Here is a 25,678-nt window from a genome sequence, read left to right as displayed (position 1 = left end):
TACGGTTTTGATTGTTCCGGTTTCCAGGAGTAAATAGTGCAAAGTGTTGATGTAGCAATAGTTGGCGGAGGCATGGTGGGACTGGCTGTCGCCTGCGGCTTGCAGGGGAGCGGTTTGCGCGTTGCGGTGCTGGATCACGTTGTTCCCCAGCCGTTGGCGAACGATGCCCCGCCTCAGCTTCGGGTGTCGGCGATTAATGCCGCCAGCGAAAAACTGCTTACCCGTCTTGGCGTATGGTCAAACATTGTAGCGCGACGGGCAAGTTGCTACCACGGTATGGAAGTCTGGGATAAAGACAGCTTTGGCCGTATTACGTTTGATGACGCAAGCATGGGATATAGCCATCTGGGGCATATTGTTGAAAACAGCGTCATTCACTACGCATTGTGGCAAAAAGCGCAGCAAGCGGCGGATATCACCTTAATGGCGCCAGCGGAGTTACAGCAGGTCGCCTGGGGGGAGAACGACGCCTTCCTGACTTTAAAAGACGGCGCGATGTTAACCGCGCGTCTGGTGATTGCCGCGGATGGCGCCAACTCCTGGCTGCGTAACAAAGCGGATATTCCCTTAACTTTCTGGGACTACCGTCACCATGCGCTGGTAGCGACTATCCGCACCGAAGAGCCGCACGGCGCGGTTGCTCGCCAGGTGTTTCATGGTGAAGGTATTCTGGCGTTTTTGCCGTTAAGCGATCCGCATCTGTGTTCCATTGTCTGGTCGCTTTCTCCGCAGGATGCGGAGCGTATGCAACAGAGCGGCGACGAGGCGTTTAACCAGGCGTTGACTATCGCCTTCGATAATCGGCTGGGCTTATGCCGCCTGGAAAGCGAACGGCAGGTTTTTCCGCTGACGGGCCGCTATGCTCGCCAGTTTGCCGCGCATCGTCTGGCGTTGGTCGGCGATGCCGCGCACACCATCCATCCGCTGGCAGGGCAAGGCGTCAACCTCGGCTTTATGGACGCGGCCGAACTGGTGGACGATCTGCGCCGGCTTCAGCGCCAGGGCAAAGACATTGGCCAACATCTTTATCTTCGTCGTTATGAGCGTAGCCGTAAACATAGCGCGGCGATGATGCTTGCCGGGATGCAAGGTTTTCGTGACCTGTTTGCCGGCGAAAACCCGGCAAAAAAATTGCTGCGCGACATCGGGCTGAAACTGGCGGATACGCTCCCCGGCGTCAAACCCCAACTGCTTCGCCAGGCAATGGGGCTAAACGACCTTCCGCAATGGCTTCGTTAAGCGTCTGACTGCACGCCAGCAAGAGTTTGAAACCCGTCACACTTTGCTTTCCCGGCTATCGCGCCGGGGGGCTTTCCTCGTTTGAAATAATCTAATTTCACCGCTTATTTCGCATTATATTTTCTAATGCCACTATTTTTGGCGAACGCGATTTTCGACATTTTTTCCGCATTTAATATTAATTTATGTTGTGGTAAATCGTATCAGCTTCCTTTTTATGACGGTTATTTAGCGTAATAGTGGTTTTTTGTGCTGATGGGATTTTAGCGTTTTTTAGTCATAAGCTAATGTGATGGTAAATTCAGCCTTATGGTTTAGCGCCTGGTTCGGTGGTAAGTTCAGGAGCAAGAGAACGTTTGCGTCGGCGCAGGAAAAAGGGCGTCGATGCCAGGTTTCGTGGCGAAGATTTCCCATGAAAATGGTTGTTAGCCCCCGCTAATTCAACGAGGAAAAGATGGCCCAACAGACGCCTTTGTACGAACAACACACGCTATGCGGCGCCCGCATGGTCGATTTTCATGGCTGGATGATGCCCCTGCATTACGGCTCTCAGCTTGATGAACACCACGCTGTGCGCACCGATGCCGGGATGTTTGATGTATCGCATATGACCATTGTCGATCTTCATGGCAGCCGCACCCGGGAGTTCTTGCGTTATCTGCTGGCAAACGACGTCGCGAAGCTAACGAAGACGGGTAAAGCCCTCTACTCCGGTATGCTTAACGCATCGGGCGGCGTGATTGATGACCTTATCGTCTACTACTTCACTGAAGATTTCTTCCGTCTCGTTGTTAACTCCGCCACCCGCGAAAAAGACCTCTCCTGGATTACCCAACACGCTGAACCTTATGCCATCGACATCACCGTTCGTGACGACCTGTCGCTGATTGCGGTACAGGGGCCGAATGCGCAGGAAAAAGCGGCGACTCTGTTTACTGACCAACAGCGCCATGCAGTAGAAGGTATGAAGCCGTTCTTCGGCGTTCAGGAGGGTGATTTGTTTATCGCCACCACCGGTTATACCGGCGAAGCGGGCTATGAAATCGCCATGCCGAATGAAAAAGCGGCGGATTTCTGGCGTGCGCTGGTGGAGGCGGGCGTGAAGCCGTGCGGTCTTGGCGCGCGCGACACGCTGCGTCTGGAAGCAGGCATGAACCTGTACGGTCAGGAGATGGATGAAGGTATCTCTCCGCTGGCGGCTAATATGGGATGGACTATCGCCTGGGAACCTGCTGACCGCGACTTTATTGGCCGTGAGGCGCTGGAGATGCAGCGTGAAAAAGGCCATGAGCAGCTTGTCGGTCTGATGATGACCGAGAAGGGCGTATTGCGTAATGAATTGCCGGTGCGTTTTACCGATGCGCAGGGCAATCAGCAAGAAGGCATTATCACCAGCGGGACGTTTTCCCCAACGTTGGGCTACAGCATTGCGCTGGCGCGCGTTCCGGCGGGCATCGGCGAGACGGCGATTGTACAAATTCGTAACCGTGAAATGCCGGTAAAAGTGACTAAACCTGTTTTTGTGCGTAACGGCAAAGCCGTCGCGTGATTCATCCTTTTTTGGAGATTAATTGATGAGCAACGTACCCGCAGAACTGAAATACAGCAAAGAACACGAATGGCTGCGTAAAGAAGCGGATGGCACTTACACCGTTGGCATTACTGAACACGCTCAGGAGCTGTTGGGCGATATGGTTTTTGTTGATCTGCCGGAAGTCGGCGCGACCGTAAGCGCGGGCGACGACTGCGCCGTGGCGGAGTCCGTAAAAGCGGCGTCCGACATTTATGCGCCGGTAAGCGGTGAGATCGTGGCGGTAAACGATGCGCTGAGCGACTCCCCGGAGCTGGTGAACAGCGAACCGTATGCCGGTGGCTGGATCTTTAAAATCAAAGCCAGCGATGAAAGCGAACTTGAATCGCTGCTGGATGCCACCGCGTATGAGGCATTGTTAGAAGACGAATAATGTTGTGCCGGATGGCGCTAATGCTTATCCGGCCTACTCACTGCAACGCGAATGATTTTGCGTATTCGTTTTCGCACGCGTAGGCCCGGTAAGCGTCAGCGCCACCGGGCAACTGAGTTAGAGACAATCACGATTCACTGCACGTTTCAGGAACCATCGCCCATGACACAGACGTTAAGCCAGCTTGAAAACCGCGGCGCTTTCATTGAACGCCACATCGGACCGGACGCCGCGCAGCAGCAAGAGATGCTGAATGTGGTTGGCGCCGAGTCGTTAAACGCGCTGACAGGTCAGATTGTGCCGAAAGACATTCAGCTCGCGACTCCGCCGCAGGTTGGCGAGGCGGCAACCGAATATGCCGCACTGGCGGAATTAAAAGCCATCGCCGGGCGTAACAAGCGCTTCACGTCCTATATTGGCATGGGCTACACCGCCGTGCAGCTACCGCCGGTTATCCTGCGCAACATGCTGGAAAATCCGGGTTGGTATACCGCCTACACTCCTTATCAGCCGGAAGTCTCTCAGGGGCGTCTGGAAGCGCTGCTCAACTTCCAACAGGTGACGCTGGACCTGACAGGGCTGGACATGGCTTCCGCCTCGCTGCTGGATGAAGCGACCGCCGCCGCTGAAGCGATGGCGATGGCAAAGCGCGTCAGCAAATTGAAAAATGCCAACCGGTTCTTTGTCGCCTCTGATGTCCATCCGCAAACTCTGGACGTCGTGCGTACGCGTGCCGAAACCTTTGGCTTTGACGTCATTGTGGATGACGCGGCGAAAGCACTGGATCACCAGGATGTGTTTGGCGTGCTGTTACAACAGGTAGGCACCACGGGCGAAATTCACGACTACAGCGCACTGATTACTGAGCTGAAATCCCGTAAAGTTGTGGTCAGCGTCGCCGCCGATTTTATGGCGCTGGTACTGCTGATGGCTCCGGGCAAACAGGGCGCGGACATTGTTTTCGGCTCTGCGCAACGCTTCGGCGTACCGATGGGGTACGGTGGCCCGCATGCAGCGTTCTTTGCCGCCAAAGACGAATTTAAACGCTCCATGCCAGGCCGTATTATCGGCGTCTCAAAAGATGCGGCGGGCAATACCGCACTGCGCATGGCGATGCAGACTCGCGAGCAGCATATCCGCCGTGAGAAAGCGAACTCCAACATTTGTACCTCGCAGGTACTGCTGGCTAACATCGCCAGTCTGTATGCCGTTTATCATGGACCGGTTGGACTGAAACGCATTGCGAATCGTATCCACCGCCTGACCGATATTCTGGCGGCCGGTCTGCAACAGAAAGGCTTAAAGCTGCGTCATGCGCACTACTTTGACACGCTGTGTGTGGAAGTAGCTGATAAAGCAGCGGTACTGGCGCGTGCGGAAGCGGCAGAGATCAACCTGCGCAGCGATATTCATAACGCGGTGGGTATTACGCTCGATGAAACCACCACCCGTGAGAATGTGGCGCAGTTGTTCAATGTTTTGCTGGGCGACAGCCACGGCCTGAACATTGAAACACTGGATAAAGACGTGGCGCTTGATAGCCGTTCCATTCAGCAAAGTATGCTGCGTGACGATGCGATTCTGACGCATCCGGTATTTAACCGTTACCACAGCGAAACCGAGATGATGCGCTATATGCACTCGCTGGAGCGTAAAGATCTGGCGCTGAATCAGGCGATGATCCCGCTGGGTTCCTGCACCATGAAGCTGAACGCCGCCGCCGAGATGATCCCTATCACCTGGCCGGAATTCGCTGAACTGCATCCGTTCTGCCCGCCGGAACAGGCGGAAGGATATCATCAGATGATTAGCCAGCTTTCTGACTGGCTGGTGAAACTCACCGGGTACGACGCCGTCTGTATGCAGCCTAACTCCGGCGCACAGGGGGAATACGCGGGGCTGCTGGCGATTCGTCACTATCACGAAAGCCGCAACGAAGGGCATCGCGATATCTGCCTGATTCCGGCCTCTGCTCACGGCACTAACCCTGCTTCTGCACATATGGCAGGAATGCAGGTGGTGGTAGTCGCCTGTGATAAGAACGGCAACATCGACCTGGACGATCTGCGGGCAAAAGCAGAACAACATGCTGCGAACCTCTCTTGCATCATGGTGACTTATCCTTCCACCCACGGCGTCTATGAAGAAACGATCCGTGAAGTGTGTGAAGTTGTGCACCAGTTCGGCGGTCAGGTTTACCTTGACGGCGCGAACATGAACGCTCAGGTCGGCATTACCTCACCGGGCTTTATTGGCGCGGACGTTTCGCATCTTAACCTGCATAAAACTTTCTGCATTCCGCACGGCGGCGGTGGCCCTGGCATGGGACCGATCGGCGTGAAAGCGCATCTGGCACCGTTCGTACCGGGTCATAGCGTGGTGCAAATTGAAGGCATGTTAACCCGTCAGGGCGCGGTTTCTGCGGCGCCGTTCGGTAGTGCCTCTATCCTGCCAATCAGCTGGATGTACATCCGCATGATGGGCGCAGAAGGCCTGAAGCAGGCAAGCCAGGTCGCGATTCTTAACGCTAACTACATTGCCAGCCGTCTGAAAGACGCGTACCCGGTACTGTATACTGGTCGCGATGGCCGTGTGGCGCACGAATGTATTCTTGATATTCGTCCGCTGAAAGAAGAAACCGGCATCAGCGAGCTGGATATTGCCAAGCGTCTGATCGACTACGGTTTCCACGCGCCAACCATGTCGTTCCCGGTGGCGGGCACGCTGATGGTTGAACCGACGGAATCTGAAGGTAAGGCCGAGCTGGATCGCTTTATCGATGCGATGCTGGCTATCCGCGCAGAGATTGACCAGGTGAAAGCCGGTGTCTGGCCGCTGGAAGATAACCCGCTGGTGAACGCGCCGCACATTCAGAGCGAACTGGTCGCCGAGTGGGCGCATCCGTACAGCCGTGAAGTTGCCGTATTCCCGGCAGGCGTGGCAGACAAATACTGGCCGACGGTGAAACGTCTGGATGATGTTTATGGCGACCGCAACCTGTTCTGCTCCTGCGTACCGATTAGCGACTACCAGTAATTTGCTGATTCGACTGTTTTCTAAAGGCGCTTCGGCGCCTTTTCAGCTTGTTAATAAAGTGCGCTTTGTTTATGTCGGATGCAGTGTGAGTGCCTTATTCAGGCTACAAAGTGTTACTAATTCAATATATTACAGTAAATCGTTGGCTCCTGTCAGGCAACCTGGCGTTTGTATCAGTGTATTAGCCAGAATTAAATTGCCGGTTTTTTAGAGTCTAATGATTCATTGTGCATCATTTTTACTTTGCTGTTATTTAATCAAAATAACACGGTATATTTACATGTAGTTACAAATGGTTTCCCTCCGGAATCGTTATTTACCTCTCAATATAGTTACAAAAATTTCCGTATATTAAATTCATCAAGTTATTAATTTAAATTATAAATTAAAAATAAGCATAAATAACGTAAATATTTATTAACTTAGCGCTTTGTTTTTTATACCTGGAGGGAATAATGAAACGATTTATATTTCTGCCATTAATGACATATTTTCTATTAATGAATGCAATGGCAGCTAACGGAGAAAATAATCCCAGTAATCTATTAGGTGCACCAGTTAATACCGCTATTTCTGGTGGTTCAGTATTGCCGGAAGGAAAGTTATTAACCGCCGTGAATAGCTCATTTCGCGATAAAGATCATCAAATCGAGGGGCACGGAAGTCCGGATGTTTACTCCCAGATATGGTTATTGAAGATTCGTTACGGTTTGACCGACAGACTGGAATTATCAACTGTGGGTTCCTATATCAATAACAAACGAGACAATCTGTCTCCTGAGCACATAGAGGGAATGGGCGACCAATCGGTGGGGGGCAATTATGCTTTAATGAGCCAGCGAAGAGGTGATCCGTTTTGGGTTACGGTAGGTGGGGCAGTATTACTACCCACCGGGCAAGATGGAGATAATCATTTGCCTGGGAATAGCGCCTGGGGAGGAAGAGTAACACTCACTTTAACAAAATTATTTACTCCTAACATTAAAGGGGATATGGGTTTTGTCTATCAGGGACCATTTGAGCGCGGTAACCAGGACGTGAAACGAGGTAACGAATTCCAGTGGAATACCCAGGTACGGTATATGTTTAGCGATTTACCGCTGGATCTTGGTCTGGAAAGTGCCTACAGCAATAATGCCTCTGGAACGAAAAAACTGTCTAATGGCAGCGTAATTAATAACCATTCTGGAACTACCGAATGGGTTGTTGGTCCGTCATTTAATATTGCCGTCGATTCACTGAAATTATGGTTTGGTGCCGGAGCCTTCTTCCCGGTAATGCAGGAAGCGAAGTCGCCAACCAAAATGGAAGATGTACGCTGGGAATTTAAAATAGGTAAGACCTGGTAAGACTCGTTCAAAGTGTTACCCGCCGACTGGCGGGTAACGTGCAGGAGTTAAAGCTTCTCGCCGTTGCTGGCAATCACCTCTTTGTACCAGTTGAAGCTCTTCTTACGCGAACGCGACATATCGCCCGTACCGTCATCGTGCTTGTTCACGTAGATGAAGCCGTAGCGCTTGCTGTACTGACCGGTGGTGAACGAGACGCAGTCGATGCAGCCCCACGGCGTGTAGCCCATCAGGTCGACACCATCGTAAGTGACCGCTTTTTTCATCTCTTCAATATGGGCGCGCAGGTAGTCAATGCGATAGTCGTCGTTGATGCCGCCATCTTCTTCTACTTTGTCGTAAGCACCAAAACCGTTTTCGACAATAAACAGCGGCTTTTGATAGCGTTCGTACAGTTCACACAATGAATAACGCAGGCCCACCGGGTCAATCTGCCAGCCCCAGTCAGAGGCTTTAACATAGGGGTTCGGTACGCTGCCTTCAAAACCGGAAATCGCATCGCCGCTACCGCCTTCGGCTTTGACCGCGTTGGTCATGTAATAACTGAAACCAAGATAATCGCAGGTGCCTTCGCGCAGCACTTCAAGATCGCCATCGTCCATTTTGATGTTAAATCCGCGGCGCTCCCACTCGTTCAACACATAGGACGGGTAATAGCCGCGCAGCTGCACATCGGTAAAGACGTAGCGTTCACGCATCGACTCCTGAGCAAACATCACATCTTCTGGTTTACAGGAGAAAGGATACAGCGCGACCATCGCCAGCATACAGCCCACTTTCATCTGTGGATTAATACGACGTGCCGCTTTTACCGCCAGCGCGCTGGCGACAAACTGATGATGTAAGACCTGATACATGGTTTCTTCTGGATTCTCATGCTCGGTATACACTACGCCGGAACAGCAGTAACCAAACAGCGGCGCGCGCCAGTTTCGCTGATTGTTGATTTCATTGAAGGTCATCCAGTATTTGACCTTATGTTTGTAGCGTTCAAACACGACTTCAGCAAAACGGACAAAGAAATCAACGACCTTACGATTGGTCCAGCCGCCGTAGTGCTGTACCAGATGTAATGGCATTTCAAAGTGAGAAAGGGTAATGACCGGTTCGATGTTGTATTTGAGTAACCCATCAAACATGTCGTCGTAGAATTTCAGACCGGCCTCGTTTGGCTGGGATTCGTCGCCATTCGGGAAGATACGCGTCCAGGCAATAGAGGTACGGAAGCATTTGAACCCCATTTCGGCGAAAAGACGGATGTCTTCTTTGTAATGTCCGTAAAAATCCACCGCCTCGTGGTTCGGATAGTATTTGCCAGCAACGACATTCTGGGTGATTTCGCGTGGCACGCCGTGTGCGCCGCCGGTTAGCACGTCGCAGATGCTGGGGCCTTTACCGTCTTTATTCCAGCCGCCTTCAACCTGGTGTGCGGCAACCGCGCCGCCCCATAAAAAATCTTTTGGCAGGGTGAGTTTTCTCATTGTTGCATAATCTCAATTTATTTAGTCTGTTATCATTCATTCTGCACCAAATGGCATGTAAAGCGTACGCAAAATTCCAGGATGCTCGCGTGTCGGGACAAGAACACATTCAGATCGTAACATCCACTTCAAGGGGCCATATTCAGGGGATAACCACATGCAGCCAAACGACATTACTTTCTTTCAACGTTTCCAGAATGACATTCTGGCAGGGCGTAAAACCATCACTATTCGTGATGCCTCCGAGTCCCACTTTAAAGCAGGCGATGTGCTACGCGTGGGACGGTTCGAAGATGATGGCTATTTTTGCACAATCGAAGTGACAGGAACGTCAACTGTGACGCTGGATACGCTGAACGAAAAACATGCGCAACAGGAAAATATGTCGCTTGATGAGCTGAAACGGGTCATTGCTGAAATCTATCCCAACCAGACGCAATTTTATGTGATTGATTTTAAATGCCTTTGATAAATATGAACGCGTGTTAGTTGAGTTTTTGTAGTTAACTTATTGAATAATAAACAAAATTTAATTTTGCGAATTTATTTTAGCTAACATGTGTTCACTGGAACCATTCTCAGTTACGCTAGAGGCGCAGTTCATCGTTATGAACGTTTCTCCGGAGTAAGTTATGGTGCAAAAACCATTAATGACGCAGGGATATTCGCTGGCTGAGGAAATCGCCAACAGTATTAGCCACGGCATTGGATTGGTATTTGGTATTGTCGGCCTGGTGCTGTTGTTGGTTCAGGCGGTAGAGGCGAATGCGGGTATGACGGCTATCGCCAGCTACAGTTTATATGGCGGGAGCATGATCCTGCTTTTTCTTGCCTCAACGCTTTATCATGCCATTCCTCATCAGCGGGCAAAAATCTGGTTAAAGAAATTTGATCACTGCGCTATCTATCTGCTCATTGCCGGAACCTATACGCCATTTCTGCTGGTAGGTCTGGATTCGCCGCTGGCGCGCGGACTAATGATTGTGATCTGGAGCCTGGCGCTATTCGGTATCCTCTTCAAGTTGACGATTGCGCACCGATTTAAAGTGCTTTCACTGGTTACGTATCTGGCAATGGGCTGGCTGTCGCTGATAGTGGTTTATCAGTTGGCGATTAAGCTGGCGATAGGCGGCGTGACGCTGCTGGCGGTAGGTGGCGTCGTTTACTCGCTAGGCGTAATTTTCTATGTTTGCAAACGCATACCTTATAACCACGCCATCTGGCATGGCTTTGTGCTGGGCGGCAGCGTGTGCCACTTCCTGGCCATCTATTTGTATGTGGGACAGGCGTAATTCCCGGATGCCCGTGCCGGATGGCGGCGCTGTCGCACCTTATCCGGCCTACGAGAACAGCACGTGCGAGCCTGATGGCGTTGCGCTATCAGGCTATCCGGCTTTTAACGTGATATCACTCTTCCAGCGAGTAAGGCAGCGGGACGATATGCAGGGTGTTGGCATCGTCGCGAACACGGAAGACGCTTTCGGCTTCTAAATCGTTATTCATGACGGCCTGAACCAGTAACTGACCATCGTCCAACTGCGTCGCCGCCAGAATAGCGCCGGTACGACGCCAGTTCTCGCCCATCTGTAGCTCCAGATCTTCTCCTGCTTCCGGTACCCGGCTGGCTTTGCCCGCCAGCAACCAAAGCGCGCGTTTATTGGCGCCGCGGAATTTTGCCCGTGCGACCATCTCCTGCCCGGTGTAGCAGCCTTTCTTGAAGCTGATGCCGCCCAGCGCCTGTAGGTTAGTCGCCTGGGGGATAAACTGACCGCTGTTCGCCGCGTCAATCACCGGAATGCCTGCTTCAATATCCAACGCCAGCCACTGTTGACTGTTATTCAGTTCGGCTTCGCCATGCAACTTCTCTGTTAACATGTTGGCCGTCGCGACATCGGTGACAAGCAGGAATCGTTCCGCAGGATGTTCAAACCATAGCAGCGTGGAGGCGCCGTCTCTGACCACCTGATTTTCGCTATTGGGCAGTACGCTAAAGACATTAGCCAGCGCCGCGCGGGCCTGAAAACCTGCCACGCCAAGCAATACGCGTTCGTCATCCGGCGCGATGACCACTTTGGAAAATACGGCGTACTTTTTCAGCTCCGTTAATTGCGCTTCACGCACGCTACGGCGTTCAATCCAGGCGAAACCGTCGCGCTCACGGAACAGGCGCAGAGTGCTCCACATCTTACCTTTAGCATCGCAGTGGGCGGCGAGAAGGTGTTGCTGTTCAGTCATCTGGCTTACGTCAGCGGTGACCTGGCCCTGAATATACTTTTCACTGTCTACGCCGGTAATGGTCGACAGCGCCCAGTCGTCAAGCGCGATCAGCGTCAGCGGCAGGCGGGCTGACGATGAAGGATGACGCGGTGGAAAGGAGATAAAAGCCATAAATAATGTCCTGGTTAGCTGCAACAATAATGGTTAATGGTAAAAGAGCCATCGGTCATTGCAAGTGCTTTAAATAGCCCATTGAGAGCGGATTGATCGTTTTGCGAGGCGGTATCCAAAATGGATGAACATATTGATTCCCAGCCTTTTATTTCGCGATCGCGTTCCAGATTACTGAGATTCCCGTAAAACAACGCCAAAAACACGTTACAATAGCCCGGTACTTCATTTTCGCGAGGCAGGAAGAACATGGATATTCACAATAAAGCACGTATTCACTGGGCATGTCGTCGCGGTATGCGCGAACTTGATATTTCCATCATGCCGTTTTTTGAACATGAGTACGATAGTTTAAGTGATGAAGAAAAGCGTATTTTTGTCCGTTTGTTGCAGAGTGATGACCCGGATTTATTTAACTGGTTAATGAATCACGGTAAACCGGCTGACGCTGAACTGGAACAGATGGTCCGACTCATTCAGACACGGAATCGGGAACGTGGTCCTGTGGCAATCTGATTTACGCGTCTCATGGCGCGCTCAGTGGATCTCATTGCTCATTCATGGGCTGGTTGCCGCGGTGATTTTATTGATGCCCTGGCCGCTGAGTTATACCCCGTTATGGATGATACTACTGTCGCTGGTCGTGTTTGACTGTGTACGTAGCCAGCGCAGGATTAATACCTGCCAGGGAGAGATCAAGCTACTCATGGACGGGCGCTTACGCTGGCAGGGGCAGGACTGGACGCTCTTGCGTCCGCCCTGGTTACTGAAGAGCGGGATGGTGTTGCGTTTACGCGCAGAGTCTGGACGTCATCAACATTTATGGCTGGCGGCGGATAGCATGGAAGAAGCGGAATGGCGTGAGTTGCGTCGGATACTGTTACAGCAGCCGATATCAGGCCAACACTGACGGAACGGCGTAAACGCGGTTCCGTCGAGAGGGAAATACAGCGAGTAAGGCTTCAGGCGTAGTGTTCGGCCATTTCGCCGAGAATTTGTTCACACCAGGTCTGTATACGCTCATCGCTGAGATCGTACTGGTTCGTTTCATCCAGCGCCAGGCCGACAAACAGTTGCCCATCCGCAATGACCGGTTTATTGCTGGTAAATTCGTAGCCTTCTGTGGGCCAGTAGCCGACAAATTTAACGCCTTTGAGGGCAAGTTTGTCATGCAACATACCCAGCGCATCCAGGAACCACTCGCCGTAGCCGAGCTGGTCGCCCATACCGTAAAGCGCAACGATTTTGCCTTCCAGATTGAGATCGTCCAGTTGCTCCCAGACGGCTTCCCAGTCCTCCTGAATTTCACCAAAATCCCAGGTGGGGATGCCTAAAATGAGCACGTCGTACTGCTCCATTAAGGCGGGGGCGTCATCCTTGAGGTTATGTAATGTCACCAGCTCCGGGCCGAGGATATCGCGAATTTTCTCTGCGGCCATCTCGGTGTAGCACGTGCTGGAACCGTAAAAAAGACCCATGTTCATTACGTTACATCTCGATTCTGCTATAGCGTTGCGGGTAGTGTAACAGAATCGCTGCATTCACGGCACAATGAGGCATAATGCACCCAAAGTCAGCGTGAAGTGGGGAGCGCGAATGGAACAGGATTTAGCGCGTATTGAGCAGTTTCTGGATGCCCTGTGGCTGGAACGAAATCTGGCGGAAAATACATTAAGCGCGTATCGTCGCGATTTATCGATGGTCGTTGCGTGGTTGCATCGTCGCGGAAAAACGCTTGCGACGGCGCAGGCTGATGATTTACAAACGCTGCTGGCTGAACGGGTGGAGGGCGGATACAAAGCGACCAGTTCCGCACGCCTGTTAAGCGCTATGCGGCGCTTTTTCCAGCATCTGTACCGTGAAAAGTATCGTGAGGATGATCCGAGCGCGCAGTTGGCCTCGCCTAAGCTTCCGCAGCGTTTACCGAAAGACCTTAGCGAGGCGCAGGTTGAACGGCTCTTGCAGGCGCCGCTTATTGATCAACCTTTGGAGTTGCGCGATAAAGCTATGTTGGAAGTGCTGTATGCCACCGGTTTGCGCGTGTCGGAACTGGTGGGGCTGACAATGAGCGATATCAGTCTGCGGCAGGGCGTGGTGCGGGTTATCGGTAAAGGCAATAAAGAGCGGTTGGTGCCGTTAGGCGAAGAGGCGGTATATTGGCTGGAAACGTATCTGGAGCATGGGCGTCCCTGGTTACTCAATGGCGTATCGATTGACGTATTATTCCCCAGTCAGCGTGCGCAGCAGATGACGCGGCAGACCTTCTGGCACCGTATTAAACATTATGCGGTACTGGCTGGAATCGATAGCGAAAAACTATCGCCGCATGTTTTACGTCACGCTTTCGCCACGCATTTGCTGAATCACGGCGCCGACTTGCGCGTTGTACAAATGCTACTTGGGCATAGCGATCTTTCGACGACACAAATTTATACGCATGTCGCAACGGAGCGTTTGCGTCAACTTCATCAACAGCACCATCCGCGGGCATGAGTGCTGACAGGAAAGGATAGTTTATGAAAAAGCGTTTTATGATGTTCACTTTACTGGCGGCGGCGTTTTCAGGCGTGGCCCATGCGGATGATGCGGCTATCCGTCAGTCGCTGGCTAAGCTGGGCGTTCAGAGTACGGAAATTCAGGCCTCGCCAGTGGCAGGGATGAAAACCGTCCTCACTCACAGCGGCGTACTGTACGTCACTGATGACGGCAAACATATTATTCAAGGGCCGATGTATGACGTGAGCGGCGCGCATCCGGTAAACGTGACGAACAAACTGCTGATGAGCCAGCTAAATGCGCTGGAAAAAGAGATGATCGTCTATAAAGCGCCGGATGAGAAACATGTCATTACTGTTTTTACCGATATCACCTGCGGCTATTGTCATAAGCTACATGAAGAGATGAAAGATTATAACGCGCTGGGGATCACGGTACGTTATCTGGCCTTCCCGCGCCAGGGGCTGGAAAGCCAGGCGGAGCAGGATATGAAATCTATCTGGTGCGCCAAAGACAAAAACAAAGCGTTTGATGACGCCATGGCAGGTAAGGGTGTGAAACCGGCAAGCTGTGACGTGAACATTGCTGATCATTATGCGTTGGGCGTGCAGTTGGGCGTTAGCGGTACGCCAGCCATTGTATTGAGTAACGGCTATGTGGTGCCTGGCTATCAGGGACCGAAAGAGATGAAAGCGTTTCTTGATGAGCATCAAAAACAGACCAGTGGTAAATAATACGCGTGAAACAACAGAGACAACTTCGTCGGCGCGAGGCTGATGAGACGGCGGAACTCCCCGCCGATCTTCCTCCATTACTACGACGTTTATATGCCAGCCGGGGCGTTCGTAGCGCCCGCGAACTAGAGCGCAGCGTGAAAGGAATGCTGCCCTGGCAACAGCTTAGCGGCATAGATAACGCGGTGGAGATCCTCTACAACGCCTTTCGCGAAGGTATCCGCATTATTGTTGTTGGCGATTTTGACGCCGACGGCGCGACCAGTACTGCGCTAAGCGTATTGGGAATGCGTGCGTTGGGATGTGACAACATCAGTTATCTGGTGCCTAATCGCTTTGAGGACGGCTACGGTTTAAGCCCGGAAGTGGTCGATCAGGCGAAGGCGCGCGGCGCGCAGCTTATCGTCACCGTAGACAACGGCATTTCATCCCACGCCGGCGTAGCGCATGCAAAGACGTTGGGGATTCCGGTGATCGTGACCGATCACCACCTGCCTGGCGACACGTTGCCGGATGCCGAAGCGATTATTAATCCCAATCTGCGCGACTGCGAATTCCCGTCTAAGTCGCTGGCGGGCGTCGGCGTGGCGTTTTACCTGATGCTGGCGTTGCGAACATTTTTGCGCGACAAAGGATGGTTCGACGAGCGTGGCATCGCGCCGCCGAATCTGGCGGAGCTGCTGGATTTAGTGGCGTTGGGTACGGTAGCAGACGTTGTGCCGCTGGACGCTAACAACCGTATTCTGACCTGGCAAGGGCTAAGTCGTATTCGTGCCGGGAAATGCCGTCCGGGAATTAAAGCGTTGCTGGAGATATCGAATCGCGATCCGCAGCAGCTTGCCGCCAGTGATTTAGGCTTCGCGTTGGGGCCTCGCCTGAATGCCGCTGGCAGGCTGGATGATATGTCCGTTGGCGTGGCGTTACTGTTGTGCGATAACCTCGGCGAAGCGCGTGTTCTGGCCAGCGAGCTGGATGCGCTTAACCAGACGCGCAAAGAAATAGAGCAGGGGATGCAGGCGGAAGCGCTTATCCTGTGCGAAAAGCTTGAGCGCAGTAGTGAAACGCTTCCGGGCGGTCTGGCGATGTATCATCCTGAATGGCATCAGGGCGTGGTCGGAATTCTGGCGTCGCGCATTAAAGAGCGTTTTCACCGCCCGGTGATCGCCTTTGCGCCTGCGGGCGACGGCACGCTAAAAGGCTCAGGCCGTTCGATTCAGGGGTTGCATATGCGCGATGCGCTGGAAAGGCTGGATACCCTTTACCCTGATCTGATGATCAAGTTCGGCGGTCATGCGATGGCGGCGGGATTGTCGCTGGAAGAGCATAAATTCGGGCAGTTTCAGCAACGTTTTGGCGAGCTGGTGACGGAATGGCTCGATCCTGCCCTGTTGCAAGGCGAGGTGATCTCCGATGGTCCATTAAGCGCGGCGGAGATGTCTATGGAAGTGGCGCAACTGTTGCGGGATGCCGGACCGTGGGGGCAAATGTTCCCGGAACCGTTATTCGATGGTCGTTTCCGTCTGCTACAGCAGCGTCTGGTGGGCGAGCGTCACCTCAAGGTGATGGTGGAGCCTGTCGGCGGCGGCCCGCTGTTGGATGGCATCGCATTTAATATTGATACGACCTGTTGGCCGGATAACGGCGTGCGGGAGGTAGAACTGGCTTATAAACTGGACATTAACGAGTTTCGCGGCAACCGTAGTTTACAGATTATTATCGATGATATTTGGCCGCTATGATCGGGGCGATTTAACAACACTTTCGCTGTAATTAAGGGGCGAAATCCGCTAATATTTCGCCCTTATAACCGCATTTTGACAAGTCAAATAAAAGAAATCAGACCATGTTTGAAATTAACCCGGTGAATAACCGCATTCAGGACCTCACGGAACGCACCAACGTTCTTAGGGGGTATCTTTGACTACGATGCTAAGAAAGAGCGTCTGGAAGAAGTAAACGCCGAGCTGGAACAGCCGGATGTCTGGAACGAACCTGAGCGCGCGCAGGCGCTGGGAAAAGAGCGTTCATCGCTCGAAGCGATCGTCGATACGCTTGATCAAATGACTCAGGGGCTGGACGACGTTTCCGGGCTGCTGGAACTGGCGGTAGAAGCTGACGACGAAGAGACGTTTAACGAAGCCGTCGCGGAACTGAATACGCTGGAAGAGAAACTGGCGCAGTTGGAATTCCGTCGGATGTTCTCCGGCGAGTACGATAGCGCCGATTGCTATCTCGATATTCAGGCCGGTTCCGGTGGTACTGAAGCGCAGGACTGGGCCAGCATGTTGCTGCGTATGTATCTGCGTTGGGCGGAAGCGCGCGGCTTCAAGACGGAAGTCATTGAAGAGTCGGAAGGGGAAGTCGCCGGCATTAAGTCCGCGACTATCAAAATCTCCGGCGAATATGCCTATGGCTGGCTGCGCACTGAAACCGGCGTACATCGTCTGGTGCGTAAAAGTCCGTTTGACTCCGGCGGTCGCCGTCATACCTCGTTTAGCTCCGCGTTTGTGTACCCGGAAGTGGACGACGATATCGATATCGACATTAACCCGGCGGATCTGCGTATCGATGTCTATCGCGCGTCTGGCGCAGGCGGTCAGCACGTTAACCGTACGGAATCCGCAGTGCGTATCACCCATATTCCCACCGGGATTGTGACGCAGTGTCAGAACGACCGTTCGCAGCACAAAAACAAAGACCAGGCCATGAAGCAGATGAAAGCGAAGCTTTATGAACTGGAGATGCAGAAAAAGAACGCTGAAAAACAGGCGATGGAAGACACTAAGTCTGATATCGGCTGGGGAAGCCAGATTCGTTCCTATGTCCTGGACGATTCCCGCATTAAAGACCTGCGTACTGGGGTGGAAACCCGCAATACACAGGCGGTACTGGACGGTAGTCTGGATCAATTTATCGAAGCAAGTTTGAAAGCAGGGCTATGAGGAATCAACATGTCTGAACAAAACGCACAGGGCGCTGACGAGGTAGTCGATCTTAACAATGAAATGAAGGCACGTCGCGAGAAGCTGGCTGCACTGCGTGAGCAGGGTATCCCGTTCCCGAACGATTTCCGTCGTGACCGTACCTCAGACCAACTGCACGCAGAGTTTGACGCGAAAGAAGCTGAAGAACTGGAAGCGCTGAATATTGAAGTGTCCGTCGCGGGCCGTATGATGACTCGCCGTATTATGGGTAAAGCCTCTTTTGTTACCCTGCAAGACGTAGGCGGCCGCATTCAGCTGTATGTGGCGCGCGATGATCTGCCGGAAGGCGTTTACAACGAGCAGTTCAAGAAGTGGGATCTTGGCGATATCCTCGGCGCAAAAGGTAAGCTGTTCAAAACCAAAACCGGCGAGCTGTCTATCCACTGCACCGAACTGCGCCTGCTGACGAAAGCGCTGCGTCCGTTGCCGGATAAATTCCACGGCCTGCAGGACCAGGAAGCGCGCTATCGCCAGCGTTATCTGGATCTCATCTCTAACGATGAATCCCGTAACACCTTCAAAACCCGTTCGAAGATCCTGGCCGGTATTCGCCAGTTTATGGTTGCTCGCGGCTTTATGGAAGTCGAAACCCCGATGATGCAGGTGATCCCAGGCGGCGCGTCTGCCCGTCCGTTTATCACCCATCACAACGCGCTGGATCTGGACATGTACCTGCGTATCGCGCCGGAACTGTACCTCAAGCGTCTGGTGGTTGGCGGCTTCGAACGCGTATTCGAAATTAACCGTAACTTCCGTAACGAAGGCATCTCCGTGCGCCATAATCCTGAGTTCACCATGATGGAACTCTATATGGCGTATGCGGACTACAAAGACCTGATCGAGCTGACTGAGTCTCTGTTCCGTACGCTGGCGCAGGATGTTCTGGGCACCACCCAGGTTCCGTACGGTGATGAAGTGTTTGACTTCGGTAAGCCGTTCGAAAAACTGACCATGCGTGAAGCGATCAAGAAATATCGTCCGGAAACAGATATGGCTGATCTGGACAACTTCGATTCCGCGAAGGCGATTGCTGAAAGCATCGGCATTCACGTCGAGAAGAGCTGGGGTCTGGGCCGTATCGTCACCGAGATCTTTGACGAAGTCGCTGAAGCGCATCTGATTCAGCCGACCTTCATCACCGAATATCCGGCTGAAGTGTCTCCGCTGGCGCGTCGTAATGATGTGAACCCGGAAATCACTGACCGCTTCGAGTTCTTTATCGGCGGTCGTGAAATCGGCAATGGCTTTAGCGAGTTGAACGATGCGGAAGACCAGGCGCAGCGTTTCCTGGATCAGGTTAATGCAAAAGCGGCGGGCGACGACGAAGCCATGTTCTACGACGAAGACTACGTGACGGCGCTGGAACACGGTTTACCGCCGACAGCGGGTCTGGGAATTGGTATCGACCGTATGGTGATGCTGTTTACTAACAGCCACACGATTCGCGACGTTATTCTGTTCCCGGCGATGCGTCCGGTGAAATAAGATGTAAATTGCCGGATGGGGCATTAGCCGCCATCCGGCATCTCTTTGTTCAGGCGTAGCGCCATCAGGCAATCTTTAACGCTGGCAGTAATTGAGGAGTCGTTCACGCGCTTGTTCGTCTGACGCTTGCATGACCATCCACGGGCTAAATGCCCACGGCGTAGCGAGAAGGCTTTTCCATACGCTTTTAAATTCGCTCCACTGATAGTCCATCACCTCTTCGCTGTTAACCTGTAACACACTGGTTGCCCGCGCGGCAAATACCGGACAGACTTCATTTTCCACAATACCGTTTGGATCTGTCGCCCGATAGCTGAAGTGCGGATAGACGGGGGTGAGATCGGTAATTTCCACGCCGAGTTCGAACCGACAACGGCGGATGATCGCCTCTTCGGTGGTTTCGCCTTGTTGCGGATGACCGCAAACCGAATTCGTCCACACGCCTGGCCAGGCTTTCTTGCTCAGCGACCGTCGTGTTACCAGCAACTGACCATCTTCGTTAAATAGCCAGCAGGAGAAAGCCAGATGCAAAGGCGTATTAAGCGTATGAGCCGCAAACTTTTCCAGTGTGCCGGAAGGCTTATCCTGCTCATCCAATAAAACGACATGTTCCTCAGTCATGAAAGCTCCTGAAAATTAAAATGACCCGGCAGCATGGCCAGGCCATATACTCAGACGATCAGCGTAGCGCATAACAGAAAGAAAGGCATTACCAAAACAGGCCCTGACAGAACGCAGACGAGCGCCATTGTGCCGTGAGTCGATATTATGCTGGCATATCGGATATTCGCGGCATCATCATCCACGCGGCCCCTTTCCGGCGTCAATGGATTGGGCATACGGCATTTGGCTGCTATCATAAGGCGTCTGTCAATAGAGTGAGGAATGGTTTTGAGCGCAGGACGCCTGAACAAAAATAGCCTGGGTATTGCGGTGCTGTTATGCACAGGGCTGCTGCTGGCGGGGTGTTCCAGTAATTCCGGCTCAGGAACGTATTCCGGCTCCGTCTATACCGTTAAGCGCGGCGATACGTTGTATCGTATATCGCGCGCCACGGGAACCAGCGTGAAAGAACTGGCCCGACTGAATGGCATTTCTCCGCCTTATACTATTGAGGTGGGGCAGCGAATTAAAGTGCGCGGCAGCGCAAAGAGTAGCAGTTCAACACGCAAAACCAGCAATAAAACAGCAACAAAAACTGCTGCGGTCAGACCGTCATCTTCGGTGCCAAAATCCTCCTGGCCGCCGGTGGGGCAGCGTTGTTGGGTATGGCCTGCTAACGGTAAAGTGATTTTACCTTATTCCACCGCGGAGGGCGGAAATAAGGGGATCGATATTGCGGGCGCGCGCGGAACGCCTGTTTATGCGGCGGGAGCGGGTAAAGTTGTCTATGTCGGGAACCAGCTGCGCGGTTACGGCAATCTCATCATGATTAAGCACAATGAAGATTACATTACGGCTTACGCTCATAATGACACCATGCTGGTTAATAATGGACAAAGCGTTAAAGCGGGGCAAAAAATCGCTACGATGGGCAGCACGGATGCCGCATCCGTAAGACTACACTTCCAGATTCGCTACCGGGCGACGGCCATCGATCCGCTGCGTTATCTGCCGCCGCAGGGGAGTAAACCGAAGTGCTGACGGCGAATTAATCGCCAGTCAGCCAGTAAGTCTCTTGCCAACCAGAGCGTAAGGTTTATAATGCCTTACGCATCTCAAAGCGGGCGTAGTTCAATGGTAGAACGAGAGCTTCCCAAGCTCTATACGAGGGTTCGATTCCCTTCGCCCGCTCCAGACAAATATCTTCTAGTATTTACTAAATCCACGAATTTACAGCAATTTTTCCTGTCGGCCCCACAGTACACAGGGTTTCAATATCTATGTCGGACGGCTATTATCAGCTGGCGACTCCGGTAATGACTTTATCATTCAGCCCGCAGCACAACGATGCCCGGTCTGGAATGCATGTATTCCATAAACGGTGTGTCCACCACTTTTCTGTTTGCGGCCAATGAGGAGGCGTTCCTGAACCACACCTGTTCATCATGGCGAACTACGATACTCACATGTGAAACGTCCAGCCCGTCAAGCGGGGAGTAGACACCGATATAATCCCCGTTTTTTAGGTGGTTCATGACCTGCTGGTTGATGGCTCTTCCGGGAATGTAATTTATTTTACGAGGATGGATGCCCAGACCAGGAATGTACTCGCCGCCATCAGGTTTATGGTTAAGCTGCTTGTCAACAACGATATAATCAGGGCTGATATACGGCGTTACATCCCGTGCATTACGCGGTGCTGCGGCGAACCAGTCAGAGAAGAAGTGCCTGCGGCTGAGATAAGCAACTTTGCCCGCGGCGTAGCGAGTCCTGGCAAGATTATGCAGAAACGATTTCTGATTATCGCTGCGGGCCAGGGCCTCAACGTAATCAGCCAGGGTAAAGCAGTCCACGCCGTTGAAATTCGCTACAAGGACTTCGGGGGTTCCGGGCCCACCGATGAGCGTATCCGCCTGATAAGGTGTTCCGAGAAAAGCAGACGATACGCGGCTAATAACTTCTCCATGGTTTTCGCCTTTATAAGGAATGACATCCGACTGGATAATCCGGCTTACTTTTTCTGCCGTAACGCTGTCCATGCTGGTCTGATATTTTTCTGTGCCAGGGACGGCACAGGCCGTCAGATGCGCCGACATAAGCAAAATTGTCCATGCATTTACCTTCATTATCATCTCCGGAAAGGTTCAAATCCCTTTTTTACCTTTACCGGAAATGGTTGTGATGGATACAGAAAAACGCCAGAGGTTGATTACAGGTTGAGTAATATGAACGCTGATGATGATAAATGTGAAGATCATCATACGACTTTATTCGCCGTTGTTTTTTGCCTGATCGTCAAAGCCAACATACCCCTTCAGGCTGGCGATACATACCGGTCAAATCCGTGCCGAACTGGCCCGCAAGGGAACACCTGTCGGGCCTTATGACCAGATGATTGCTGGCCATGCCCGTAGCCGCGGACTGGTCGTCGTCACAAACAATCTCCGCGAATTTGAACGCATTCCGGGTATCCGAATCGAAGACTGGTGCTAATTTCTGCATCAGATGTTATCCCCGGATTCAAACTCTTTTCCGGATTGTAGTGGCACAGTCAATTTGGTTAGCTGCTTAATGGTGGTTTGCATCACATTTTTAGCTGGTGGTATTTTTTTATGTTGACTGGAGATATCTGCCAACAGCATAACTTTTACGGCCAGATAATAAATAAAAGAGTACCAAAATGTCGTATTCTGACATGTTTACGAAGGGAGTACCGCTCCCTTCTTTTTTTTCCTGGATACTCATTGAACAATGCCGTTACTGCCCGATAACTGCCGCCCCCCCCCTCTCCATAGCCGTTTCCTGCAACTTAAATCACAGACGTTGATTTACCAGGCCGATATGCCTTCTTTCCCGTTATATACCCTTCATACTTCAAGTTGCTTATGTGTTGGCTACGGATTACTCGGTCCATCCACGGGCCTCGCCCTGACGGGCCGTCGCACGCGACGTTCAAATCTGCTCCCGGCAGAATTGTCGCTCACCCCAGTCACAGAGTTATCTATGCTCCCGGGGACTCACTCCCTTGCCACCTTTAAGCAACTCGAATTATTTTGGGTATATATCAGTGAACTTCTATTTTTGTCAGTTTTTATTTTTCAGTTTATTTATTATTAAATACTGTTTCTGGCTTGGATATATTTTCGTGAATAGCCTCCCGACAGCCGGAGATAAAGGTATTTGCTGGCGTAACAGCGCTCATAATTTAAAAGATTTATTTATAGTTTGTTATCACGGAAAGATTTTAACTTAATACATGCCAGTAAGGCATCAGGTAAAAATAACCGGAGAGAAGAAGATGAACAAAATGCTATTAGCCGGAAGTGCCGGTATTGTTCTGCTGTCTGCTGCAGCCAGTCCGGTATGGGCAGACGATAATGCCAGTACATTTTCACTTGGATACGCCCAGTCCCATACTAATCACGCCGGGACGTTGCGTGGGGTTCGGCTGGCAAACAACTATGAAATGTCACCGGACTGGGGGCTGACAACCTCATTTGCATGGCTAAATGGAAGCCAGCGCTATTCCGATGAAAGCAGTAATGGTCGTGTAACAACCCGTTATTACTCCCTGCTTGCAGGCCCCTCATGGAAAATAAATAACCAGTTAAGTCTGTATAGTCAAGTGGGCCCCGTATTATTGCATCAGCGTGATCACGGGATAAATGAGTCTGACAGTAAGGTCGGATATGGTTATTCTGCTGGCGTGGCTTATACGCCGGTCAGTAGTGTCGCTATAACTCTGGGTTATGAGGGAGCGGATTTTGATGCTACCCATAACAGCGGAAGCCTTAATAGCAATGGTTTTAATCTTGGCGTGGGTTACCGGTTCTGAATAGGATAATCCGATAAAAAATGTTACTTTGTGGAGATGATGGATTATGAAAAGCCATATTATGCCAGGCGTTGCGCTGATGGTTATCCTGTTTTCAGGAAATATTATGGCCGCAACAAACATGACTGATAACGTTACTCTGAATAATGACAAGATATCCGGACAGGCCTGGCAGGCCATGCGTGATATCGGAATGTCGCGATTCGAGTTGTTTAATGGTCGCACCCAAAAGGCGGAACAACTGGCTGCGCAAGCAGAAAAACTCCTGAACGATGACAGCACTGACTGGAATCTGTATGTCAAATCAGATAAAAAAGCCCCAGTTGAAGGAGACCACTATATTCGGATAAATTCATCGATTACGGTAGCAGAAGATTATCTCCCTGCGGGCCAGAAAAATGATGCTATTAATAAAGCAAACCAGAAAATGAAAGAAGGAGATAAAAAAGGGACTATAGAGGCCCTGAAACTAGCAGGCGTCAGTGTTATTGAAAATCAGGAACTCATTCCTCTTCAGCAAACCCGTAAGGATGTGACCACAGCGCTTTCCTTGATGAACGAAGGAAAATACTATCAGGCAGGTCTGTTACTGAAATCAGCTCAGGATGGCATAGTTGTAGACTCTCAGTCAGTTCAGGAATCACCCACGCCCCCCGTGCAGCACGACGCCGCGCATTAATATCCCCCAGCCTGCTGTATATATTACAGCAGGCAGCATTATGTCTGACAGCTATTACCAGTTTGCTCTTTGCTGTCGGCATTGTTTTTAAAATTCATCCGTGAAGTTCAGTAATGTCAGGGTACCTGCATTTATATCTATTGTGATGTCCATCACAAATACAGAAGAATATCGTTTCATTTATTATTTTTTATCCCTTCCGCTTATGATGGTTCATAATGATTTATTAAGTTAATGTTTTGAAATTAAATGCCTTCCATTTGTGTTATGTCTGGTTTTTTATGCTGCCAGTAATTTCATTGTTATATATGATTAGTATTATGTTTTGTAAATATCCAGTGTGATGGAAAAGCAAAACATACATTCCTGATAATATATTACAAAATATTTCATGTCCACTGAGAATATCTGTCTGTTAGGTATTCATCTGCTTATAATTACATTAAAAAGTATTTCTTTGATGATTATTCTTAAATTACGATCATAATCATCGATCGTATCGATCTATTTTTATTGTTTTAATTTGAATAAGAATTTTCTTACAACTGATTAGGCATTAGCTGAAATCAATATTTTTCGATGGAAAGTTCAGGTGCTTCGTTTAACACCCGGCGTTTATTATTCATACGAATCTTTTCTGAACGCTTTCATTAATACCCTCAGATTTGTTTTCAGCCTTTGCAAAATAATTCTCATTCACCCAAAGGACATATTATCTATGCGTAATAAAATAATACTTGCCATGGCGGCTGCCGGTATGATGTATGGCGCTTCTGTATTTGCCGCCGATACTACACCCACAGCAGGCCCGTTCGGCTCAGGTAAAATTACCTTCACTGGTACCATCACCAACTCACCCTGTGATATCGCACCGGGCGACGATGCAATCACCGTTCCGTTTGGACAGATTTCTTACCGTAAACTGAATACCGCCAATGCAACCACGGACTCAAAACCGTTCACCATTCATCTGCAGAACTGTGCTTTCGATCCGAATACCCCGGACACAGCTGGCTCCGCAGGGAAAATGTCCAAAGTAACCGTATCTTTCTCTGGCGCAGCGAATACCAGCAAAAAGGCTTACACCACCAGCGGTATCGCACAGCATGTTGGTGTCCAGCTACTGAAGAGTGACAACGCCACAATTATCGATCCCAACACCCCGATGCCGGATGGCGACGCTCAGCAACTGCAGGCCGGAAACAACGAACTCAACTTCTTTGCCCGACTAATAGCACTGGATAATGGCGTCACTCCCGGTGACTTCAACGCATCCGTCACCTACACCCTGAAATACCTGTGATTTCACGCGGTAAATAACGACAGGGAGAAGCCGTCCACGGAGGGGATCGGACGGCTTTTATATCTGACTGTGCCTGCGGGCTGTCTGTTACACGGACGACAA

At 51.2% G+C, this 25,678-nt stretch carries 23 protein-coding genes, 1 tRNA gene and 1 pseudogene; 20 read left to right on the top strand and 5 right to left on the bottom strand.

Annotation, left to right across the window (positions count from 1 at the left end; genetic code table 11):
- The first annotated feature begins 36 nt into the window (after nt 1–36).
- The 5 genes from ubiI to EOS97_RS04555 all read left to right on the top strand — a co-directional run bounded on the left by ubiI (nt 37) and on the right by EOS97_RS04555 (nt 7,588).
- Nucleotides 37–1,239, top strand: coding sequence for an FAD-dependent 2-octaprenylphenol hydroxylase (ubiI, locus tag EOS97_RS04580; protein WP_001192144.1), 1,203 nt, complete (start codon nt 37–39; stop codon nt 1,237–1,239).
- A gap of 454 nt (nt 1,240–1,693) precedes the next feature.
- The gene (gcvT, locus tag EOS97_RS04575) at nt 1,694–2,788 is read left to right on the top strand and encodes a glycine cleavage system aminomethyltransferase GcvT (RefSeq protein WP_000068741.1); all 1,095 of its coding nucleotides are present in this window, start codon (nt 1,694–1,696) and stop codon (nt 2,786–2,788) included.
- A 25-nt stretch (nt 2,789–2,813) separates the two neighbouring features.
- The gene (gcvH, locus tag EOS97_RS04570; RefSeq protein WP_001295377.1) at nt 2,814–3,203 is read left to right on the top strand and encodes a glycine cleavage system protein GcvH; all 390 of its coding nucleotides are present in this window, start codon (nt 2,814–2,816) and stop codon (nt 3,201–3,203) included.
- A 162-nt stretch (nt 3,204–3,365) separates the two neighbouring features.
- A complete protein-coding gene (gene gcvP, locus EOS97_RS04565; protein WP_000194984.1) occupies nt 3,366–6,239 on the top strand; it encodes an aminomethyl-transferring glycine dehydrogenase in 2,874 nt (957 codons plus the stop codon).
- 455 nt (nt 6,240–6,694) lie between these two features.
- Entirely contained in the window at nt 6,695–7,588 is an 894-nt protein-coding gene (locus EOS97_RS04555; RefSeq protein ID WP_000819372.1) for a transporter, read from the top strand.
- A gap of 47 nt (nt 7,589–7,635) precedes the next feature.
- On the opposite strand, the gene bglA is transcribed toward EOS97_RS04555, so the two are convergent.
- Entirely contained in the window at nt 7,636–9,069 is a 1,434-nt protein-coding gene (gene bglA, locus EOS97_RS04550; protein WP_023165909.1) for a 6-phospho-beta-glucosidase BglA, read from the bottom strand.
- 157 nt (nt 9,070–9,226) lie between these two features.
- On the opposite strand from bglA, the gene yqfB reads away from it, so the two are divergent.
- Both yqfB and EOS97_RS04540 read left to right on the top strand, forming a co-directional pair.
- On the top strand, nt 9,227–9,538 hold the full coding sequence (gene yqfB, locus EOS97_RS04545) for a N(4)-acetylcytidine aminohydrolase (protein WP_001182976.1): 312 nt from the start codon (nt 9,227–9,229) through the stop codon (nt 9,536–9,538).
- A gap of 163 nt (nt 9,539–9,701) precedes the next feature.
- Entirely contained in the window at nt 9,702–10,361 is a 660-nt protein-coding gene (locus EOS97_RS04540; RefSeq protein WP_000250289.1) for a hemolysin III family protein, read from the top strand.
- A gap of 115 nt (nt 10,362–10,476) precedes the next feature.
- Here the strand turns inward: EOS97_RS04540 and ygfZ are convergent, their stop codons facing one another.
- Entirely contained in the window at nt 10,477–11,457 is a 981-nt protein-coding gene (ygfZ, locus tag EOS97_RS04530; RefSeq protein WP_000874178.1) for a tRNA-modifying protein YgfZ, read from the bottom strand.
- 249 nt (nt 11,458–11,706) lie between these two features.
- Here ygfZ and sdhE point away from each other — a divergent pair, with 249 nt between their 5' ends.
- Entirely contained in the window at nt 11,707–11,973 is a 267-nt protein-coding gene (gene sdhE, locus EOS97_RS04525) for an FAD assembly factor SdhE (protein ID WP_000351186.1), read from the top strand.
- A complete protein-coding gene (locus EOS97_RS04520) occupies nt 11,954–12,367 on the top strand; it encodes a protein YgfX (RefSeq protein ID WP_000244756.1) in 414 nt (137 codons plus the stop codon). Before sdhE ends, EOS97_RS04520 begins: the two co-directional genes overlap by 20 nt.
- A gap of 52 nt (nt 12,368–12,419) precedes the next feature.
- On the opposite strand, the gene fldB is transcribed toward EOS97_RS04520, so the two are convergent.
- Nucleotides 12,420–12,941: a flavodoxin FldB gene (fldB, locus tag EOS97_RS04515; protein WP_001055885.1), complete on the bottom strand. Its 522-nt coding sequence runs from the start codon at nt 12,939–12,941 to the stop codon at nt 12,420–12,422.
- Between the two features lie 112 nt (nt 12,942–13,053).
- Between fldB and xerD the strand changes: the two genes are divergently transcribed.
- From xerD to lysS, 5 genes are all read left to right on the top strand, one after another.
- Nucleotides 13,054–13,950 carry a site-specific tyrosine recombinase XerD gene (xerD, locus tag EOS97_RS04510; protein WP_000434303.1) on the top strand — a complete coding sequence of 299 codons (897 nt, stop codon included), beginning with the start codon at nt 13,054–13,056 and terminating at the stop codon, nt 13,948–13,950.
- A 23-nt stretch (nt 13,951–13,973) separates the two neighbouring features.
- Complete coding sequence (dsbC, locus tag EOS97_RS04505) at nt 13,974–14,687, top strand: bifunctional protein-disulfide isomerase/oxidoreductase DsbC (RefSeq protein WP_000745614.1); 714 nt, start codon at nt 13,974–13,976, stop codon at nt 14,685–14,687.
- Between the two features lie 5 nt (nt 14,688–14,692).
- Nucleotides 14,693–16,426, top strand: a complete 1,734-nt coding sequence (gene recJ, locus EOS97_RS04500) for a single-stranded-DNA-specific exonuclease RecJ (protein ID WP_000813386.1) — start codon at nt 14,693–14,695, stop codon at nt 16,424–16,426.
- Nucleotides 16,427–16,530: 104 nt separating this feature from the next.
- Nucleotides 16,531–17,629, top strand: a protein-coding gene (gene prfB / locus EOS97_RS04495) for a peptide chain release factor 2 (RefSeq protein ID WP_010989230.1) whose coding sequence is annotated in 2 segments (ribosomal slippage) — nt 16,531–16,605 and nt 16,607–17,629 — 1,098 coding nt in all. Because the reading frame shifts where the segments join, the coding sequence is not laid out codon by codon here.
- Between the two features lie 9 nt (nt 17,630–17,638).
- Nucleotides 17,639–19,156 carry a lysine--tRNA ligase gene (gene lysS, locus EOS97_RS04490; RefSeq protein ID WP_000003339.1) on the top strand — a complete coding sequence of 506 codons (1,518 nt, stop codon included), beginning with the start codon at nt 17,639–17,641 and terminating at the stop codon, nt 19,154–19,156.
- A gap of 75 nt (nt 19,157–19,231) precedes the next feature.
- Here the strand turns inward: lysS and idi are convergent, their stop codons facing one another.
- Nucleotides 19,232–19,777, bottom strand: a complete 546-nt coding sequence (gene idi / locus EOS97_RS04485; RefSeq protein ID WP_000133983.1) for an isopentenyl-diphosphate Delta-isomerase — start codon at nt 19,775–19,777, stop codon at nt 19,232–19,234.
- 264 nt (nt 19,778–20,041) lie between these two features.
- Between idi and actS the strand changes: the two genes are divergently transcribed.
- Both actS and EOS97_RS04475 read left to right on the top strand, forming a co-directional pair.
- Nucleotides 20,042–20,800, top strand: coding sequence for an amidase activator ActS (gene actS / locus EOS97_RS04480; RefSeq protein WP_000244328.1), 759 nt, complete (start codon nt 20,042–20,044; stop codon nt 20,798–20,800).
- Between the two features lie 79 nt (nt 20,801–20,879).
- Nucleotides 20,880–20,953: transfer RNA gene (locus tag EOS97_RS04475), tRNA-Gly, on the top strand.
- Between the two features lie 131 nt (nt 20,954–21,084).
- Here EOS97_RS04475 and EOS97_RS04470 read toward each other — a convergent pair.
- The gene (locus tag EOS97_RS04470) at nt 21,085–21,891 is read right to left on the bottom strand and encodes a DUF1460 domain-containing protein (RefSeq protein ID WP_127836125.1); all 807 of its coding nucleotides are present in this window, start codon (nt 21,889–21,891) and stop codon (nt 21,085–21,087) included.
- 190 nt (nt 21,892–22,081) lie between these two features.
- Here EOS97_RS04470 and vapC point away from each other — a divergent pair.
- The 4 genes and pseudogenes from vapC to EOS97_RS04445 form a co-directional block, all read left to right on the top strand.
- Nucleotides 22,082–22,252 (top strand): annotated as a pseudogene (vapC, locus tag EOS97_RS26700) (tRNA(fMet)-specific endonuclease VapC); the annotation flags it as partial.
- Nucleotides 22,253–23,057: 805 nt separating this feature from the next.
- Nucleotides 23,058–23,594 carry an STM3031 family outer membrane protein gene (locus EOS97_RS04455; RefSeq protein WP_001038502.1) on the top strand — a complete coding sequence of 179 codons (537 nt, stop codon included), beginning with the start codon at nt 23,058–23,060 and terminating at the stop codon, nt 23,592–23,594.
- Between the two features lie 46 nt (nt 23,595–23,640).
- The gene (locus tag EOS97_RS04450) at nt 23,641–24,273 is read left to right on the top strand and encodes a YfdX family protein (RefSeq protein ID WP_000835266.1); all 633 of its coding nucleotides are present in this window, start codon (nt 23,641–23,643) and stop codon (nt 24,271–24,273) included.
- 718 nt (nt 24,274–24,991) lie between these two features.
- Nucleotides 24,992–25,576, top strand: coding sequence for a fimbrial protein (locus EOS97_RS04445; RefSeq protein ID WP_001244640.1), 585 nt, complete (start codon nt 24,992–24,994; stop codon nt 25,574–25,576).
- Nucleotides 25,577–25,678 lie beyond the last annotated feature (102 nt).

The organism is Salmonella sp. SSDFZ54 (assembly GCF_004010735.1).
GTDB classification, from domain to species: Bacteria; Pseudomonadota; Gammaproteobacteria; order Enterobacterales; family Enterobacteriaceae; genus Salmonella; species Salmonella enterica.
The sequence above is the reverse complement of the archived record's forward strand: the minus strand, read 5'-3'. Positions and strand labels throughout refer to the sequence as shown.